This window comes from Pseudomonas fulva NBRC 16637 = DSM 17717, from assembly GCF_000730565.1.
Taxonomy (GTDB): Bacteria; Pseudomonadota; Gammaproteobacteria; order Pseudomonadales; family Pseudomonadaceae; genus Aquipseudomonas; species Aquipseudomonas fulva.
Genome location: NZ_BBIQ01000008.1, coordinates 147,663 through 163,524 on the forward strand (window position 1 = coordinate 147,663; position 15,862 = coordinate 163,524).

The window sequence follows — 15,862 nt, forward strand, 5'->3', positions numbered from 1 at the left end:
CCCGAGGAAAACCATGAAGAACGCAATCGCCTTGCTCCTGGGCGCGGTCCTGCTGTCGGCAGGTTTTGCCCAGGCGGCAGACAAACCGTTGATCCGTATCGGCGCCCGGGTATTCACCGAACAGACCGTGCTCGCCGAAATTACTGCCCAATACCTGCGCGCCCATGGCTTCGATGTGCGCGTCACTGGCGGCCTTGGCAGCAGCCTGGCACGTCAGGCGCAGGAAACCGGGCAGCTTGACCTGATGTGGGAATACACCGGGGTCTCGCTGGTGTCCTACAACCATGTCGAAGAACGCATGCCCAGCGCGGCGGCCACCTATGCCAGGGTCAAGGCTCTGGACGCCGAAAAGGGACTGGTCTGGCTCAAGCCTTCCAAGTTCAGCAACACCTATGCATTGGCTTTGCCTAGCGAAGTGGCCAAAGCCTACCCACAGGTCAACACCATCAGCCAGTTGAACCAGGTGTTGATGGACGAGCAGGCGCGCAAGCACGTGGTTGCGCTGGACACCGAGTTCGCCAACCGGCCCGACGGCCTGGATGGCCTGCAGGCGCGGTATGGCATGCAGCTGGGGCGCGCCAACATCCGCCAGATGGATGCAGGCCTGGTCTACACCGCGCTGCGCAATGCCCAGGTGTTCGCAGGCCTGGTGTACACCACCGATGGCCGGCTCAACGCGTTCAAGCTCAAGCTGCTCGAAGACGACAAGCACTACTTCCCGGATTACACGGCAGGCCCAGTGGTGCGCAAGGCCGTACTCGACGCTCACCCGCAGTTGGCCAGCCTGCTCGCGCCTCTGGCCGAGCAATTGGACGACGAGACCATGCGCCAGCTCAACGCCAAGGTCGATGTGCAGCATCAAAGCCCCTCCTCGGTCGCGGCCGACTTCCTGCGAGAACATCCCTTGAAGGAGGTGACGCCATGACATTGCTCGACACTTTCGCGCACCTGGACTGGGCCCTGGTGCTGCAGCTGACCTGGCAGCACATCATGTTGGTGGGCGTGGCCGTGGGCCTGGCCATCCTGATCGGGGTGCCGCTGGGCATCGTCATGACCCGCTTCCCGTTCCTGGCCGGGCCCGTGCAGGCCAGCGCCACGGTACTGCTGACCATCCCGTCGATCGCCCTGTTCGGGCTGCTGTTGCCGTTTTACTCCACGTTCGGCCAGGGCCTGGGCCCGCTGCCTGCCATCACAGCGGTGTTTCTCTATTCCCTGCTGCCGATCCTGCGCAACACCTACTTGGCGCTGACCAACGTCGAGCCCGGTATTCGCGAGGCTGCCCGGGGCATTGGCATGACCTTCGGCCAACGCCTGCGCATGGTCGAGTTGCCCATCGCGGTACCGGTGATTCTCGCCGGCGTGCGTACGGCCGTGGTGATGAACATCGGCGTAATGACCATCGCCGCCACCATCGGAGCCGGTGGCCTGGGCGTCCTCATCCTCACCTCCATCAGCCGCAGCGACATGTCGATGCTGCTGGTCGGCGCCGTGCTGGTCAGCCTGCTGGCGATCATCGCCGACCTGCTTCTGCAAACCCTGCAACGTGCCCTGACTCCAGAAGGAATGCGCTCATGATCGAACTGAAAAACCTCAGCAAGACCTTCAACGTCAACGGCAAGGACGTCAAGGCCGTGGACGCGGTCAGCCTCACGGTCAATGAAGGCGAAATCTGCGTGTTCCTGGGCCCGTCAGGGTGCGGCAAGAGCACCACCCTGAAGATGATCAACCGCCTGATCACACCCACCTCGGGGCAGGTGTTCATCAATGGCGAAGACACCAGCGGGCTGGACGAGGTCAGCCTGCGTCGTCACATCGGCTATGTGATCCAGCAGATCGGCCTGTTCCCGAACATGACCATCGAGGAGAACATCACCGTCGTCCCTCGCCTGCTCGGGTGGGACAAGCAGCGCTGCGCCGAGCGCGCCCGGGAGCTGATGCACATGATCAAGCTCGAACCCAAGCAGTACCTGCAGCGCTACCCCCGGGAACTCTCCGGGGGTCAGCAGCAGCGGATCGGGGTGATCCGCGCCTTGGCAGCCGACGCGCCGGTGCTGTTGATGGACGAACCGTTCGGCGCCGTGGACCCCATCAACCGGGAGATGATCCAGAACGAATTCTTCGAGATGCAGCGGGCCTTGAACAAGACCGTGATCATGGTCAGCCATGACATCGACGAGGCCATCAAGCTGGGCGACAAGATTGCCATCTTCCGTGCGGGCAAGCTGTTGCAGCTGGATCACCCGGACACCTTGCTGGCGCACCCGGCCGATGACTTCGTAAGCAACTTCGTCGGCCAGGACAGCACCCTGAAGCGGCTGCTGCTGGTACGTGCCGAAGATGCAGCTGACAATGCCCCGGCGGTGAGCCCGCAGACCCCAGTGCATGATGCGCTGGAGCTGCTGGATGAACATGATCGCCGCTACGTGGTGGTGACCGATGCCGCGAACAAGGCGCTTGGCTATGTGCGCCGACGCGACATGCACCGCCAGCAAGGCACGTGCGCCGACTTCCTACGGCCGTTCAACGCCACGGCGGCGCACGATGAGAACCTGCGTATCTTGTTGTCGCGCATGTACGAGTTCAACCGCGCCTGGCTCCCAGTACTGGACGCCGAGCAGGTGTTCCTGGGCGAGGTCACCCAGGAGTCGATTGCAGCCTACCTGAGTTCGGGCCGCTCGCGCGGAGCGAAATCCACCATCGTCTCGCCCGCCGAGATGGTGACGTCCTAAAAGCCTCTCATCGCAAAAAAAGACGTGACGAGGGCGGACGGAACAAAAAATTCACGGGCCGTTTTCTGAACGCCCGTACCAGGCTCGGGTGGCCATAAATATGAACACCCGAGCCTACCTTTCGCACCTCTCGATGAGCTCCAAAAGCACGTCGTGCCCATGCAGAGGGGCTTGGGTTTAAGCCCCCTGCTCAGGGCTATTCCACAATTCTTTACGTCTGAAGCGCACCGGGGAACATCAGCCGCTCACATGGGTCGTTTATCCCAGGCGTGGCAGCTCGATCATCGCCGATTCATCAGGGATTGCCTGTTGATTCTGCCGAGTTCACGCCCTAAAGTGCGCGCCGAACGTCCATGCTGGAAACGATCCATCCGGCTCAAGTACTGAGTAGGCGAACCAAAGTGGGGATACGGAGGACGTTCAGTTTGCAGCCACTTAAATTTTCAGTTTGCCCATGGAGTCCCTGAGCATGTCGATCCAGGTCGAAGACTATTTCGCACGCGACACCTTCCAGAAAATGAAGGCGTTTGCCGACAAACAGGAAACGCCGTTCGTACTCATCGATACCCAGATGATCAGCAAGGCTTATGACGACCTGCGCGCCGGGTTCGAATTCGCCAAGGTGTACTACGCCGTCAAGGCCAACCCAGCCGTCGAGATCATCGACCTGCTCAAGGACAAGGGCTCGAACTTCGACATCGCCTCCATCTACGAGCTGGACAAAGTGATGAACCAGGGTGTCAGCGCCGACCGCATCAGCTACGGCAACACCATCAAGAAATCCAAGGACATTCGCTACTTCTACGAGAAGGGCGTGCGCCTGTACGCCACCGACTCCGAGGCAGACCTGCGCAACATCGCCAAGGCCGCTCCAGGCTCGAAAGTGTACGTGCGTATCCTGACCGAAGGCTCCACCACCGCTGACTGGCCGCTGTCGCGCAAGTTCGGTTGCCAGACCGACATGGCCATGGACCTGTTGATCCTCGCCCGCGACCTGGGCCTGGTGCCCTATGGCATCTCCTTCCACGTGGGCTCGCAACAGCGCGACATCAGCGTGTGGGACGCCGCCATCGCCAAGGTGAAGGTGATCTTCGAACGGCTCAAGGAAGAAGACGGCATCGAACTGAAGCTGATCAACATGGGCGGCGGCTTCCCGGCCAACTACATTACCCGCACCAACAGCTTGGAAACCTATGCCGAAGAGATCATTCGCTTCCTCAAGGAAGACTTCGGTGACGACTTGCCGGAAATCATCCTGGAGCCGGGCCGTTCGCTGATTGCCAACGCCGGCATCCTGGTTAGCGAAGTGGTGTTGGTAGCACGCAAGTCGCGCACGGCCGTCGAGCGCTGGATCTACACCGACGTCGGCAAGTTCTCGGGCCTGATCGAAACCATGGACGAGTCCATCAAGTTCCCGATCTGGACCGAGAAAAAGGGCGAAACCGAGGAAGTGGTCATCGCCGGGCCTACCTGTGACAGCGCCGACATCATGTACGAGCACTACAAGTATGGTCTGCCGCTGAACCTGGCCATTGGCGATCGCCTGTACTGGCTGTCGACCGGTGCCTACACCACCAGCTACAGCGCGGTGGAGTTCAATGGGTTCCCGCCGCTCAAAGCCTTCTACCTGTAATCCATGACGGGGCCCAAAGGCCCCGTTTTCATGTCTGCGCAATAAAGCCGACCGCACGTTGGTCACCGGCGCTACACCTTCCGCCACTCACCTTGTGAATGTGAACGAATCTCAATTGCCGCGTGCTGGAGCTTCCATTAACATCCGCCAGCGCGACGCAGGGTGCGGCGGCGATACAAGGTGATCGAAGGTGTTGAAGAAGACGCTGTTCCAGCTGCATTGGTTATTCGGCATCACGGCCGGGCTGGTTCTTGCAGTGATGGGTATCACCGGGGCGCTCTATTCGTTTCAGGACGAACTGCTGGGCGCGTTCAATGCCGATGTGCTGCGCGTGGAGGTACGCCCTGAGGGCGTGCTGCCGCCTGCTGAACTGGTGCGGCGGGTCGAGGCCCAGCAACACGACAAGGTCGCCATGCTGTGGGTCGACGTCCGTGAAGGCGAAGCTGCCAGGATCTTCTTCACACCAGCACCGGGCGAGCGGCGCGGCCCGTTGCGCTACGCAGATCCGTATACGGGCCAGTTGCTGGGCGAGGTGTCGGGGCAAGGCTTCTTCACCCTCATGCTCACGCTTCACCGCTTTCTGGCCATGGGCGACACGGGCAGGCAGATCACCGGTGCCTCGACGCTGCTGCTGGTGTTCTTCTGCCTGTCGGGCCTGTACCTGCGTTGGCCGCGCAATGCCACGAATTGGCGAACCTGGCTGACGCTGGATTGGGCCAAGAAAGGCCGCGCGTTCAACTGGGACCTGCACGCCGTGGCAGGCACTTGGTGCCTGCTCTTCTACCTGCTATTTGCCCTGACGGGCCTGTTCTGGTCCTACGAATGGTACCGCGAAGGCCTGAACCGGCTACTGGCCGATCCGCCGGTCGCTGGGCAGCCACAGGCGCAAAAAGCCCGGCGCCACGGGGCTGCGCCCATCGACCCAAACGCACCGGCGCTGAACGTCGACTACGACGCCCTCTGGGCCAGCCTGCGCAACGCCGCGGGTCCAGGCCTTGCCAGCTACAACCTGCGCCTGCCCCCAGTTGGCGGTCAACCTGCCAACGTGTTCTACCTGCTCGATGACGCCGACCACCCCAGGGCATTCGACACCTTGGTCCTGGACCCTGCCAATGGCAAGGTTAGCCGTCACGAACGCTACAGTGACAAGTCACTCAAGGCCCAATTGCTCCAGAGCGTGTACGCGCTGCATGTCGGCGAATACTTTGGCCTGGTTGGACGCATCGTTCTGACCTTGGCCAGCCTGGCCATGCCAATCTTCTTCGTCACGGGCTGGCTGCTCTACCTGGATCGACGACGCAAGAAACGTCAGGTTCGGGCTGCCCGCCGCCACGTGACCTGCGATGAGGTCAACAGCGAGAGCTGGCTGATCGGCTACGCCAGCCAGAGTGGTACGGCCGAGCAACTGGCCTGGCACAGCGCCGGGCAACTGCAAGCGGCGGGTTTGCCGGTGCAGGTCAGGGCATTGGGTACGTTGTGTGAAGACGATCTGCGTCAGGCGCGCCGTGCGCTGTTCGTCGTCAGCACCTTCGGGGATGCAGACGCCCCTGACAGCGCGCGAGGCTTTGAGCGCAACGTGCTGGGTCAGCCTTTGTCCTTGCAGACGCTCAGCTATGCCCTGCTGGCGCTGGGTGATCGTCAATACCCACAGTTCTGCGGATTCGCCCGCAGGCTTCAGGCGTGGTTGACCGACCGGGGTGCTCGCTGTGCGTTCAGCCCCATAGAGGTGGACAACGTCGATCAGGCAGCCCTTCAGCAGTGGCATCAGGCGCTGGCGCTTCTGACCGGCACCGCGCCGGTATCCGCTTGGCAAGCTCCCCGTTTTGGCAACTGGTCGCTGATACGCCGTGAACTGCTCAACCCTGGCAGCCAGGGCCATCCGGTCTACCTGCTTGGTCTGCAAGCGCAAGCGCCTGCCGTGTGGGAAGCTGGCGACCTGGTGGAGATTCTGCCGCTCAACGGTCGGCCGAGGGTCGATGCCTTCATCAAAAGCCTGGGGCTGGAGGCGGACACGCAGGTGCAGGTCGAAGGGGTGGTAGAAACGCTTGCCCAAGCACTTGCCGGCCGTCAGTTACCTGCCGTCGGTGAGCATCTGGTCGGGCTGCATGCCCAGGCGGTGATGGACGCACTGGTGCCCCTCGGCAGCCGCGACTATTCCATCGCCTCAATTGCCAGTGATGGCGTGCTGGAGCTGATCGTGCGCCAGGAGCGCCATCCAAGCGGCGAGGTGGGCGTAGGCTCTGGTTGGCTGACCAAGTACCTGCCGCTCGACGGCACGCTGAGCCTGAGGCTAAGGCGCAACAGCGGCTTCCATGCGCCCCAGGGTAACGTGCCGATGATTCTGATCGGCAACGGCACGGGCCTGGCCGGCCTGCGCAGTCTGCTACGGGCTCGCGTCGCCGCGGGCGAGCGGCGTAACTGGTTGCTGTACGGCGAACGCAACCGTGCTCATGATTTTCTGTGTGGCCAGGAGCTGCAAGGGTTGCTCGCCGCTGGCGATCTGGCACGGCTGGACCTGGCGTTCTCTCGCGACCAGGCTGAAAAAATCTACGTGCAGGATGTGTTGTTGCAGCAGGCGGTATTGTTCAAACGCTGGATGGATGAAGGTGCCTGCGTATACGTCTGCGGCAGCCTGCAGGGCATGGCCGCGGGTGTCGATGCGGCACTCGCAGGCCTGCTTGGGGACGCTGCGGTGCAACGGCTGATCGAAGAGGGGCGCTACCGGCGGGATGTGTACTGACCGGCAGCCAGGCGGCTTTCTGGCATTGATCTTCCGGAACCTCGCCGCAATCAGTGCAGCTCGAAGGTATCGGCGTCCAAGTTGGCCGGGAACTTGGCTCTATAGGCAGCGAGATCCGAGGCACTCAATACCACAGTGAACACGCCATCTGCCTCTCCAGCGCTGAGCAAGCTCTCGCCCTGAAAATCCAGTACCTGGCTATCACCGCTGTACGCGAAACTCTTGCCGTCAGTGCCCACCCGGTTCACAGCCGCGACATAGCACAGGTTTTCGATCCCTCGCGCCGGAAGCAGACGGTTCCAGTGCAGGCGACGTGCTGCCGGCCAGTTGGCCGTGTACAACAGCAGGTCGGTGTCCGTGGCATCCCGGCTCCAGACTGGGAAGCGCAGGTCGTAGCAGATGAGCGGGCGAATACGCCATCCCTTGAGCTCGAACTGCACCTGACGCTCGCCCGGCGTGTAGTGCTCGTGCTCACCAGCCATGCGGAACAGATGACGCTTGTCGTAGTGCAGGATCTCGCCATCTGGCCTTGCCCAGAGCAGGCGGTTACGGTGACTGCCATCGGCCGCCTGAATGATCACGCTGCCCGTGACCACGGCATTGCACTTTTTCGCCTGAGCCTTGAGCCATTTGTACGTCGGGCCATTCTCCGGCTCGGCGAGGCTCTTGGACTGCATGGAAAACCCGGTGGTAAACATTTCCGGCAAGATCACCAGGTCCACCTCGCCCACCTGCTCGAGCAGCACATCGAAATGGGCGAAGTTGGCTTCCCGGTCATGCCAGGCAAGTGTGGTCTGCACCAGGGCCAGCCTGAGGTCAGGCAGCGTACTCAGATCGCGCATAGTTTCTCCGCCGCCTGACGCAGCGTCTCCTCTCGTTTGGCAAAGCACAGGCGCAGCAGTCGCTGACCGGGAACAGGTTGCTGGTAGAACACCGAGATCGGGATGGTGGCCACGCCATGCTCGCGGGTCAACCACGTCGCCATCTGCACGTCATCGAGGTCCGGTCGGATGTTCGAATAGTCAACCAACTGAAAGTAAGTGCCGGCTGTGGGGGTGAAGCTGAATCGCGAATCATGCAACAAGCCGCAACACAGGTCGCGCTTGGCTTGATAGAAAGCCGGTAACGCATCGACATGTTCCGGATGCTCGACCATGAAGTCAGCCAGGGCGTACTGCAACGGGGTCACGCCACAAAAGTTGACGTATTGATGCACCTTGCGCAGCTCGCCGGTGAGGGCCGGCGGTGCGATGACATAGCCCGTCTTCCAACCGGTGACGTGGTACGTCTTGCCAAAGGAGCTGACCACGAACGCACGTCTGTAGAGCTGCTCGTGAGCCAGTACGCACGCATGCTTCACGTCGTCGTAGACCAGGTGTTCGTAGACTTCATCGCTGAGTACGTAGATGTCTCGATCGGCGATCAGCTGGGCCAGCTGATCCAGATCCTTGCTGGAAAGCAAGGCACCGCTGGGGTTATGGGGCGAGTTGAGCACGACCAGACGTGTGCGTGGCGTAAGGGCGTCCGCGAGCTGCTGCCAATCGATGGAAAAATCGCCAGGGTCCAGTTGCAGATGCACGCACCGGCCACCGGCCAGCGCCACCGAGGGCGCGTAGCTGTCGTAGCAGGGGTCGAAGATGATGACCTCGTCCCCTGGCTGCACGACAGCCTGGATAGCGCAGAAGATCGCCTCCGTCGCGCCGGGCGTAATCGTCACTTCATGGTCGGGGTCCACCGTGACACCGTAGAGCCGCTTGACCTTGATGGTCACCTGCTGGCGTAAGGCTGCAAGGCCCGACATGGGCGCGTATTGATTGTGGCCTGCCATGACATGCCGGCCCACCGACTCGAGCAGGGCTTGGGGCCCGTTGAAATCCGGGAAGCCCTGCGAAAGGTTCAGCGCACCGGTCTGGGCGGCGAGCTCTGACATGGTGGTGAAGATGGTCGTGCCGACGTTCGGCAATTTGCTGGGGATCATGGCGCCCTTGCTCCTGGTGCAGCCGGCACGGAAAGAAAGCACGAGCATAGCGGATCGTTTCGTCGGGAAGAAGCCAGTCAAGGCGTGAGTCGCACGTCACAGGCTTTCTCGACGATTACTGTCGGGGCTAGGTCAACCTTCTGCTGGAGCGACGAACTCCAGTATGAAGGTCGCTGCGGGCGCCACGTCTTTGGTATGGTAGCGCAACCTGTCGCTTGGCTGGCTCTCCCAAACGGGTACCTTCTTCGTAGCATTGGGCGTGAGGCCGAACCAAGTCCAGCCTACGGGGACTTCTTTGTAGCCCACGAGCACACGATCGTGGGCTGAGACGTAGCGGGCATCGAGGGTTTGCAATTGAACCTGGTTAACATTGGGCTCGCCGTCAACGTTTCCAGCCAGGTGACTGATTTGCAGAGCAGGACCGGGTGTGCCCAGCTCTTCGCCCGACGCATGAAGCACGCGCCCACCACGTCCAGTGACCTGCTTGCCTGCTGACGTTCGAAACTCAAAAGCCACACCCCCCTCGAGCGATGGGTGGGCGAGCATTCCGATGTCGAAGCACTCGGGCGTATCCAGCGATCCTGCTACCTGCAGTTCATTCAAATGATTGACGATGATTGCATAACGCTCGCCGTCCTCAAGCAGATAGAGCTTGCCTTTGGTTTTTTTTAAGTAAATATCGTTCATGACGTTCCCTCCATTGATCTAACACATCATTCACACGTACGTGAATAGCCAACGCCCCCCGCGCGGGGAGCACGGACTGAGAGTCTTGTGCACCACACGCACACAAACTACCGGTGCAATGTGGAGAGCGGCATAGATCAATGTTTCCTCCCGAGCTTGGCTGCATGGCCGCACTCGCGAGGAAACAGGAACACAGGTGCGGCGCTAGAAATACGCAGCACGGCGGGCGAGGACCTGTACAGACACTGTAACGGGTTCGGCAGGCGCCTATCGCTTATCGCGGCGTTTCTTCTCGGCTTTCTTGTGGTGCGACATCAAGCGACGTTTCTTGTTGACCTGGCGGTCTGTGAGGGTGTTCTTCTTGCCCTCGTAGGGGTTTTCACCGCCTTTGTACTCGATGCGAATCGGCGTGCCGACCAGCTTGAGCACGCGACGGTAAGTGTTTTCCAGGTAACGCGAGTACGACTTGGGAATGCTGTCGGTTTGGTTGCCGTGGATCACGATCAGCGGCGGGTTGGCCCCGCCCAGGTGCGCATAACGCAGCTTGATGCGACGGCCATTGACCAGCGGCGGCTGGTGCTCGCTGACGGCGTCTTCGAGGATCTGCGTCAGGCGGCTGGTTGGCCAGCGGGTCACAGCTGAGGTGAACGCGGCCTGCACCGATTTGTACAGGTTGCCCACGCCCGTGCCGTGCAGGGCGGAAATGAAGTGGATATCGGCGAAATCGACGAAGAACAGCCGGCGCTCCAGCTCGGTCTTCACATAGGCACGCTCACCCGGCTCCATGCCATCCCACTTGTTCAGGGCGATGACGATGGCGCGGCCAGCTTCCAGAGCAAAGCCCAGCAAGTTCAGGTCGTGATCGACCACCCCTTCGCGAGCATCCATGACGAAGATCACCACGTTGGCGTCCTTGATCGCCTGCAGCGTCTTCACCACCGAGAACTTTTCGACTTCCTCGTGGATCTTGCCGCGCTTGCGCACACCGGCGGTGTCGATGAAGGTGTACTTGTCACCATCACGCTCGAAGGGAATGTAGATACTGTCGCGCGTCGTACCCGGCTCGTCGTAGACCACCACACGCTCTTCACCGAGCATGCGGTTGACCAGGGTCGACTTGCCGACGTTGGGGCGACCAATGATGGCAATCTTGATGCCATCCTTTTCGCTTGGGCCAGGGATGCGAACGGCCTCTTCGCCTTCGGCGACATCCTGGTCCAGGGCTTCTTCTTCGGCATCGCGCGGCAAGTGACCGAGTACGGCCTCCATCAACGCGTTGATGCCTCGACCCTGGGAGCCTGCCACCGGAATGGCATTGCCCATGCCCATTGGCGAGAACTCAGCGCGAGCGACGTCAGCGTCGATGTTGTCGATCTTGTTGGCGACCAGAATCGCCGCCTTGTTGCGCTTGCGCAGGTGCTCGGCAATCATCTGGTCTGCCGCTGTCATGCCCGCTCGGGCATCGACCAGGAACAGCACATAGTCGGCTTCTTCGATGGCCATGAGCGACTGCTCGGCCATTTTTTCGTCCATGCCCACTTCATCACCGGTGATGCCACCGGTGTCGATGAGGATGAAGGAGCGACCCTGCCAGCTGGCATCACCATACTGGCGATCACGGGTCAGGCCCGACAGGTCACCCACGATGGCATCGCGGGTCTTGGTCAGGCGGTTGAACATGGTGGATTTGCCGACGTTCGGACGGCCCACCAGGGCGATTACGGGAACCATTCGGCTCTCCACTCTTGAATTCTTGAAAATACAAAGGCCGCTGCAAGGCAGCGGCCGGAGTTCGGGCGGCGTATCCTACGCCGCAGCCTGAAGCCGCACGGCTTCAAGCATAGCTTCAGCGGATGGTCAGTGCCTCGAGCTTGCCGCTGTTGCCGAAGACATAGATGGTGTCACCCACCACCAATGGCCGTGCACGCAGGCCACTGCTGTCGACACGCTCACGGCCAACGAAGCGACCGTCGACTTGGCTGAGCAGGTGCAGGTAGCCTTCGAAGTCGCCTACTGCCACGTAGCTGCTGTACACCTCGGGGGCGGTCAGCTGGCGGCGGGCCATGGCATCGTTGGACCACAGGGCGCTGGAGGAACGCTCATCGACGCTTTCCACGGTACCCGAGGCTTCGCTCACGTAAACGTTGCCAAAGCCCTGGGCGACCCCGACGTAGCTGGAAGCATCACGCTGCCAGAGCACGCGGCCACTTTCCAGATCCAGGCCCGCAACGCGCCCCTGGTAGGTGCTGACGTACAGGGTACCACCCGAGAGCAGCAAGCCGCCGTCGATGTCGACGACACGCTCAAGCTCGGAACGGCCCTGGGGGATCGCCACACGGCTTTCCCATACAGGTACGCCATTGCTGATGTCGACTGCCACGACCTTACCGGTGGACAGGCCAGCAACCGCCAGGCGGTTAGTCACGATCGGCGCGCCGGTGCCGCGCAGGGTCAGTACCGCCGGGGTGCTTTCATAAATCCAGCGACGATCACCGGTAGCAGCATCCAGGCCGATCAGGCGATCATCCTGGGTCTGCACCACTACCACATCACCGTTGTTGGCCGGGGGCGCCAGCACTTCGCTGGTCACCCGGGCGCGCCAGCGCTCCTCGCCGGTGCTCGAATCCAGGGCAATCACTTCACCCTTGAGGGTGCCGAGCATCACCAGACCGTAGCCTACGCCGACCGCGCCAGAAACCGGCAGGTCAAGGTCCTTGTTCCACACCACGTTGCCCGTGATGCGGTCCAGGGCATAGACATCGCCGGTGACGTCGGAGGCATAGATCCGGTCGTTCTCGATGGCCGGCACGAGGGTGTTGTAGGTTTCACCCTGACCGTCACCGATGGAGCGGCTCCACTGCTTCTTGAGCACCACTTCCTGGGTGAACTTGGTCAGTTCGGCAGGAGGCAATTCCTTCTTGCTGTTGCTGCTGCACCCTGCGGCCAATACCGCCAAGGTCAGCACTGCTGCTTGTTTCCAACCGATCACTTACGCGTCCCCTCTGGCCAGATCATCGAGCTTCAACTGCAAGCCACCCACTGCCGCCTCGTCGGACAACGCAGCCTTGGCCTTTTCGTAAGCACCGTGCGCGTCATCAGCGCGGCCCAGCTGTACCAGCAGGTCCCCTTTCAACTCCTCGCGACTGGCGAGGAAGGCTTTCTCGGCATCCCCGTCAAGCAACTTGAGGGCATCCTCGGCCTTGTTCTGGGCGGCCAGCACACGGGCCAGACGCTGGCGTGCGATCTCGCCAAGGGTGGCGTCTGCCGGCTTGTCCAGCACAGCCTTGAGTTCGCCAGCGGCATCGTCGAGCTTGCCGCTCTCGACCGCTACCTTGGCCACGAACAGGCTGCCGTACTGGGCATAGGCAGTGCCGCCGAACTCGCTCTTGAGCTTGCCGGCCAGTTCCGCAACCCGGGTGGCGTCCGGCTGACCCGTAGGCGTGAGGCTGGTTTCCAGTAGCGCCTGATACAACTGCGAGGCACCTTGCGACTGGTTGTTCTGGTACTTGTGCCAGGTGTTCCAGCCCAGCACTACCACGCCGGCGAGCAACGCACCGGTCAGCAGCGGCTTGCCGTTACGGTTCCACCAGTCCTTGACCCCTGCCAGGTCATCATCATCGGTACTCGACACCCCAATACTCCTTTTCGCCTATTCGCTCGTTGAACCGCGTTACGCCTGCGCGATCGCGGTTTCCAGGTGCCCTGCAAGGGCATCCCAGGCAATGTTCTGTTGTTCGCCCTGACCACGCAGGGGTTTGAAGCCGACTTCCTGTTTGGCCAACTCATCATCGCCAAGAATCAAGGCGAACAGCGCGCCGCTCTTGTCGGCTTTCTTGAACTGGCTTTTGAAACTGCCCCCGCCCGCATTCACGGCCAGACGCAGGCCCGGCAGGCGGTCACGCACCGCTTCGGACAGACGCAGGCCCGCCAACTCGGCCTGCTCACCAAAAGCGCAGAGGTAGACATCGACCTGACGGCTGATGGAGTCCGGTACCTTGCCAAGGGTTTCAAGCAGCAGAATCAGGCGCTCGATACCCATGGCAAAGCCAACGCCAGGTGTAGGCTTGCCGCCCATTTGCTCCACCAGCCCATCGTAGCGGCCGCCGGCACACACCGTACCCTGGGCACCAAGCTTGTCGGTGACCCACTCGAAGACGGTCTTGCTGTAGTAGTCCAGCCCCCGCACCAGCTTGGTGTTGAGCACGAATGGAATGCCGGCAGCGTCCAGGCGGGCCTTCAGGCCTGCGAAGTGCGCACGGGATTCTTCGTCCAGGTAATCTTCGAGCTTCGGCGCATCGACCAGCACCGCCTGGGTGTTGGTGTCCTTGCTGTCGAGGATGCGCAGCGGATTGCTCTTGAGGCGGCGCTGGCTGTCCTCGTCCAGTTGCTCCAGGCGCGCGGACAGGAACTCCACCAACGCGTCGCGGTAGCGGGCGCGCGCTTGGCTGGTGCCAAGGCTGTTGAGTTCGAGCTTGACCGCATCCTGAATGCCCAGCAAGCCCCACAGGCGCCAGGTCAGCATGATCAACTCGGCATCGATGTCCGGGCCATCGAGGTTGAACACCTCCACACCGATCTGGTGGAACTGCCGGTAGCGGCCCTTCTGGGGACGCTCGTGGCGGAACATCTGCCCGATGTACCACAGCTTCTGCACCTGGCCATTGCCGGTGATGCCATGCTCCAGCACCGCGCGAACACAGGCCGCAGTCCCTTCCGGACGCAGTGTGAGCGAGTCACCGTTGCGGTCTTCGAAGGTGTACATTTCCTTTTCGACGATATCGGTCACTTCACCGATCGAGCGCTTGAACAGCTCGGTGAACTCCACGATGGGCGTGCGGATCTGGCTGTACCCGTAGGTGTCCAGCAGGCCGGCAACGGTACCCTCGAAATAGCGCCACAATGGCGACTGCTCGGGCAGGATGTCGTTCATGCCACGGATGGCTTGCAGCGATTTGCTCACGAATGATCCTTACGAATTCTGTGTATCAGCCACGGGCGATCAACGCCGCGTCGGCTTCGACCTTCTCGGCCGCTTTCTGACGGATGAGCCTTTCGAGATCATCGACCAGGTTGTCGTTGGTCAGTTTCTGCGCCGGTTTACCGTCGATGTAGACCAGGTTGGGCGTACCACCGGTCAGGCCGACATGCGCTTCCTTGGCCTCCCCCGGGCCATTGACCACACAGCCGATGACGGCCACGTCCAAAGGCACCAGCAGGTCCTCGAGGCGCCCTTCGAGCTCGTTCATGGTTTTTACCACATCGAAATTCTGCCGCGAGCAGCTCGGGCAGGCGATGAAGTTGATGCCTCGGGAACGCAAGTGCAGGGACTTGAGGATGTCATAGCCTACCTTGACCTCCTCCACCGGGTCTGCCGCCAGCGAAATGCGGATGGTATCGCCAATGCCTTCGGCCAGCAGCATACCTAGGCCAACGGCAGATTTCACCGTACCCGAGCGCAGGCCACCGGCTTCGGTGATTCCCAGGTGCAGGGGTTGCACGATCTGCCGTGCCAGCAGGCGATAGGCCTCGACGGCCATGAACACGTCCGACGCCTTGACGCTGACCTTGAAATCCTGGAAGTCGAGACGATCGAGGTGTTCCACATGGCGCAGCGCCGATTCGACCAGCGCTGCGGGCGTAGGCTCGCCGTACTTTTTCTGCAGGTCCTTTTCCAGTGAGCCTGCGTTGACGCCGATACGGATTGGAATACCACGGTCGCGAGCGGCGTCAACGACAGCCCTGACCCGGTCTTCACGGCCGATATTGCCAGGGTTGATGCGCAGGCAGTCCACACCCAACTCGGCCACGCGCAGGGCAATCTTGTAGTCGAAGTGAATGTCGGCGACCAGCGGCACGCTGACCTGCTGCTTGATGCGGCCGAAGGCTTCGGCGGCGTCCATGTCAGGTACCGACACGCGAACGATGTCCACACCGGCATCGACCAGACGCTGGATCTGCCCCACCGTGGCGGCGACATCATTGGTATCGGTGTTGGTCATGCTCTGCACTGCAATGGGCGCATCACCGCCCACCGGCACATTGCCGACCCATATCTTGCGGGATTCGCGACGTTTGATCGGGGATTGGCCGTGCAT

Annotated in this window: 13 protein-coding genes; 5 read left to right on the forward strand and 8 right to left on the reverse strand. The window is 61.5% G+C overall.

The window, feature by feature from the left end; genetic code table 11:
- Nucleotides 1–13 precede the first annotated feature (13 nt).
- The 5 genes from PFU01S_RS10535 to PFU01S_RS10555 all read left to right on the forward strand — a co-directional run bounded on the left by PFU01S_RS10535 (nucleotide 14) and on the right by PFU01S_RS10555 (nucleotide 7,102).
- Nucleotides 14–925, forward strand: a complete 912-nt coding sequence (locus tag PFU01S_RS10535; protein ID WP_027913702.1) for a glycine betaine ABC transporter substrate-binding protein — start codon at nucleotides 14–16, stop codon at nucleotides 923–925.
- On the forward strand, nucleotides 922–1,575 hold the full coding sequence (locus tag PFU01S_RS10540; protein WP_027913701.1) for an ABC transporter permease: 654 nt from the start codon (nucleotides 922–924) through the stop codon (nucleotides 1,573–1,575). The genes PFU01S_RS10535 and PFU01S_RS10540 overlap by 4 nt, the downstream gene beginning before the upstream one ends.
- Nucleotides 1,572–2,729, forward strand: a complete 1,158-nt coding sequence (locus tag PFU01S_RS10545) for an osmoprotectant ABC transporter ATP-binding protein OsmV (protein WP_027913700.1) — start codon at nucleotides 1,572–1,574, stop codon at nucleotides 2,727–2,729. Before PFU01S_RS10540 ends, PFU01S_RS10545 begins: the two co-directional genes overlap by 4 nt.
- A 469-nt stretch (nucleotides 2,730–3,198) precedes the next feature.
- Nucleotides 3,199–4,362: a type III PLP-dependent enzyme gene (locus PFU01S_RS10550; RefSeq protein ID WP_023533340.1), complete on the forward strand. Its 1,164-nt coding sequence runs from the start codon at nucleotides 3,199–3,201 to the stop codon at nucleotides 4,360–4,362.
- A gap of 190 nt (nucleotides 4,363–4,552) precedes the next feature.
- Complete coding sequence (locus PFU01S_RS10555; protein WP_028687036.1) at nucleotides 4,553–7,102, forward strand: PepSY domain-containing protein; 2,550 nt, start codon at nucleotides 4,553–4,555, stop codon at nucleotides 7,100–7,102.
- A gap of 50 nt (nucleotides 7,103–7,152) precedes the next feature.
- On the opposite strand, the gene PFU01S_RS10560 is transcribed toward PFU01S_RS10555, so the two are convergent.
- From PFU01S_RS10560 to ispG, 8 genes are all read right to left on the reverse strand, one after another.
- Complete coding sequence (locus PFU01S_RS10560) at nucleotides 7,153–7,944, reverse strand: amidohydrolase (RefSeq protein ID WP_027913698.1); 792 nt, start codon at nucleotides 7,942–7,944, stop codon at nucleotides 7,153–7,155.
- On the reverse strand, nucleotides 7,932–9,080 hold the full coding sequence (locus PFU01S_RS10565) for a pyridoxal phosphate-dependent aminotransferase (RefSeq protein ID WP_028687035.1): 1,149 nt from the start codon (nucleotides 9,078–9,080) through the stop codon (nucleotides 7,932–7,934). The genes PFU01S_RS10560 and PFU01S_RS10565 overlap by 13 nt, the downstream gene beginning before the upstream one ends.
- Before the next feature lie 132 nt (nucleotides 9,081–9,212).
- Nucleotides 9,213–9,767, reverse strand: a complete 555-nt coding sequence (locus tag PFU01S_RS10570) for a hypothetical protein (RefSeq protein ID WP_027913696.1) — start codon at nucleotides 9,765–9,767, stop codon at nucleotides 9,213–9,215.
- Between the two features lie 267 nt (nucleotides 9,768–10,034).
- Nucleotides 10,035–11,498, reverse strand: coding sequence for a ribosome biogenesis GTPase Der (gene der, locus PFU01S_RS10575; RefSeq protein ID WP_023533412.1), 1,464 nt, complete (start codon nucleotides 11,496–11,498; stop codon nucleotides 10,035–10,037).
- A 115-nt stretch (nucleotides 11,499–11,613) separates the two neighbouring features.
- Nucleotides 11,614–12,756: an outer membrane protein assembly factor BamB gene (bamB, locus tag PFU01S_RS10580; RefSeq protein WP_028687034.1), complete on the reverse strand. Its 1,143-nt coding sequence runs from the start codon at nucleotides 12,754–12,756 to the stop codon at nucleotides 11,614–11,616.
- Entirely contained in the window at nucleotides 12,757–13,398 is a 642-nt protein-coding gene (locus tag PFU01S_RS10585) for a tetratricopeptide repeat protein (RefSeq protein ID WP_027913694.1), read from the reverse strand. It lies immediately after the preceding gene.
- Nucleotides 13,399–13,437: 39 nt separating this feature from the next.
- Nucleotides 13,438–14,727 (reverse strand): histidine--tRNA ligase, encoded by a 1,290-nt coding sequence (gene hisS, locus PFU01S_RS10590; protein WP_028687033.1) that lies wholly within the window; start codon nucleotides 14,725–14,727, stop codon nucleotides 13,438–13,440.
- Between the two features lie 25 nt (nucleotides 14,728–14,752).
- Nucleotides 14,753–15,862, reverse strand: a complete 1,110-nt coding sequence (ispG, locus tag PFU01S_RS10595; protein ID WP_023533296.1) for a flavodoxin-dependent (E)-4-hydroxy-3-methylbut-2-enyl-diphosphate synthase — start codon at nucleotides 15,860–15,862, stop codon at nucleotides 14,753–14,755.

What these genes read in the sequence shown, in the direction of transcription:
- PFU01S_RS10535 (WP_027913702.1), top strand. Translation starts at nt 14, where the DNA reads ATGAAGAACGCAATCGCCTTGCTCCTGGGCGCGGTCCTGCTGTCGGCA.
- PFU01S_RS10540 (WP_027913701.1), top strand. Translation starts at nt 922, where the DNA reads ATGACATTGCTCGACACTTTCGCGCACCTGGACTGGGCCCTGGTGCTG.
- PFU01S_RS10545 (WP_027913700.1), top strand. Translation starts at nt 1,572, where the DNA reads ATGATCGAACTGAAAAACCTCAGCAAGACCTTCAACGTCAACGGCAAG.
- PFU01S_RS10550 (WP_023533340.1), top strand. Translation starts at nt 3,199, where the DNA reads ATGTCGATCCAGGTCGAAGACTATTTCGCACGCGACACCTTCCAGAAA.
- PFU01S_RS10560 (WP_027913698.1), bottom strand. Translation starts at nt 7,944, where the DNA reads ATGCGCGATCTGAGTACGCTGCCTGACCTCAGGCTGGCCCTGGTGCAG.
- PFU01S_RS10565 (WP_028687035.1), bottom strand. Translation starts at nt 9,080, where the DNA reads ATGATCCCCAGCAAATTGCCGAACGTCGGCACGACCATCTTCACCACC.
- PFU01S_RS10570 (WP_027913696.1), bottom strand. Translation starts at nt 9,767, where the DNA reads ATGAACGATATTTACTTAAAAAAAACCAAAGGCAAGCTCTATCTGCTT.
- der (WP_023533412.1), bottom strand. Translation starts at nt 11,498, where the DNA reads ATGGTTCCCGTAATCGCCCTGGTGGGCCGTCCGAACGTCGGCAAATCC.
- ispG (WP_023533296.1), bottom strand. Translation starts at nt 15,862, where the DNA reads ATGCACGGCCAATCCCCGATCAAACGTCGCGAATCCCGCAAGATATGG.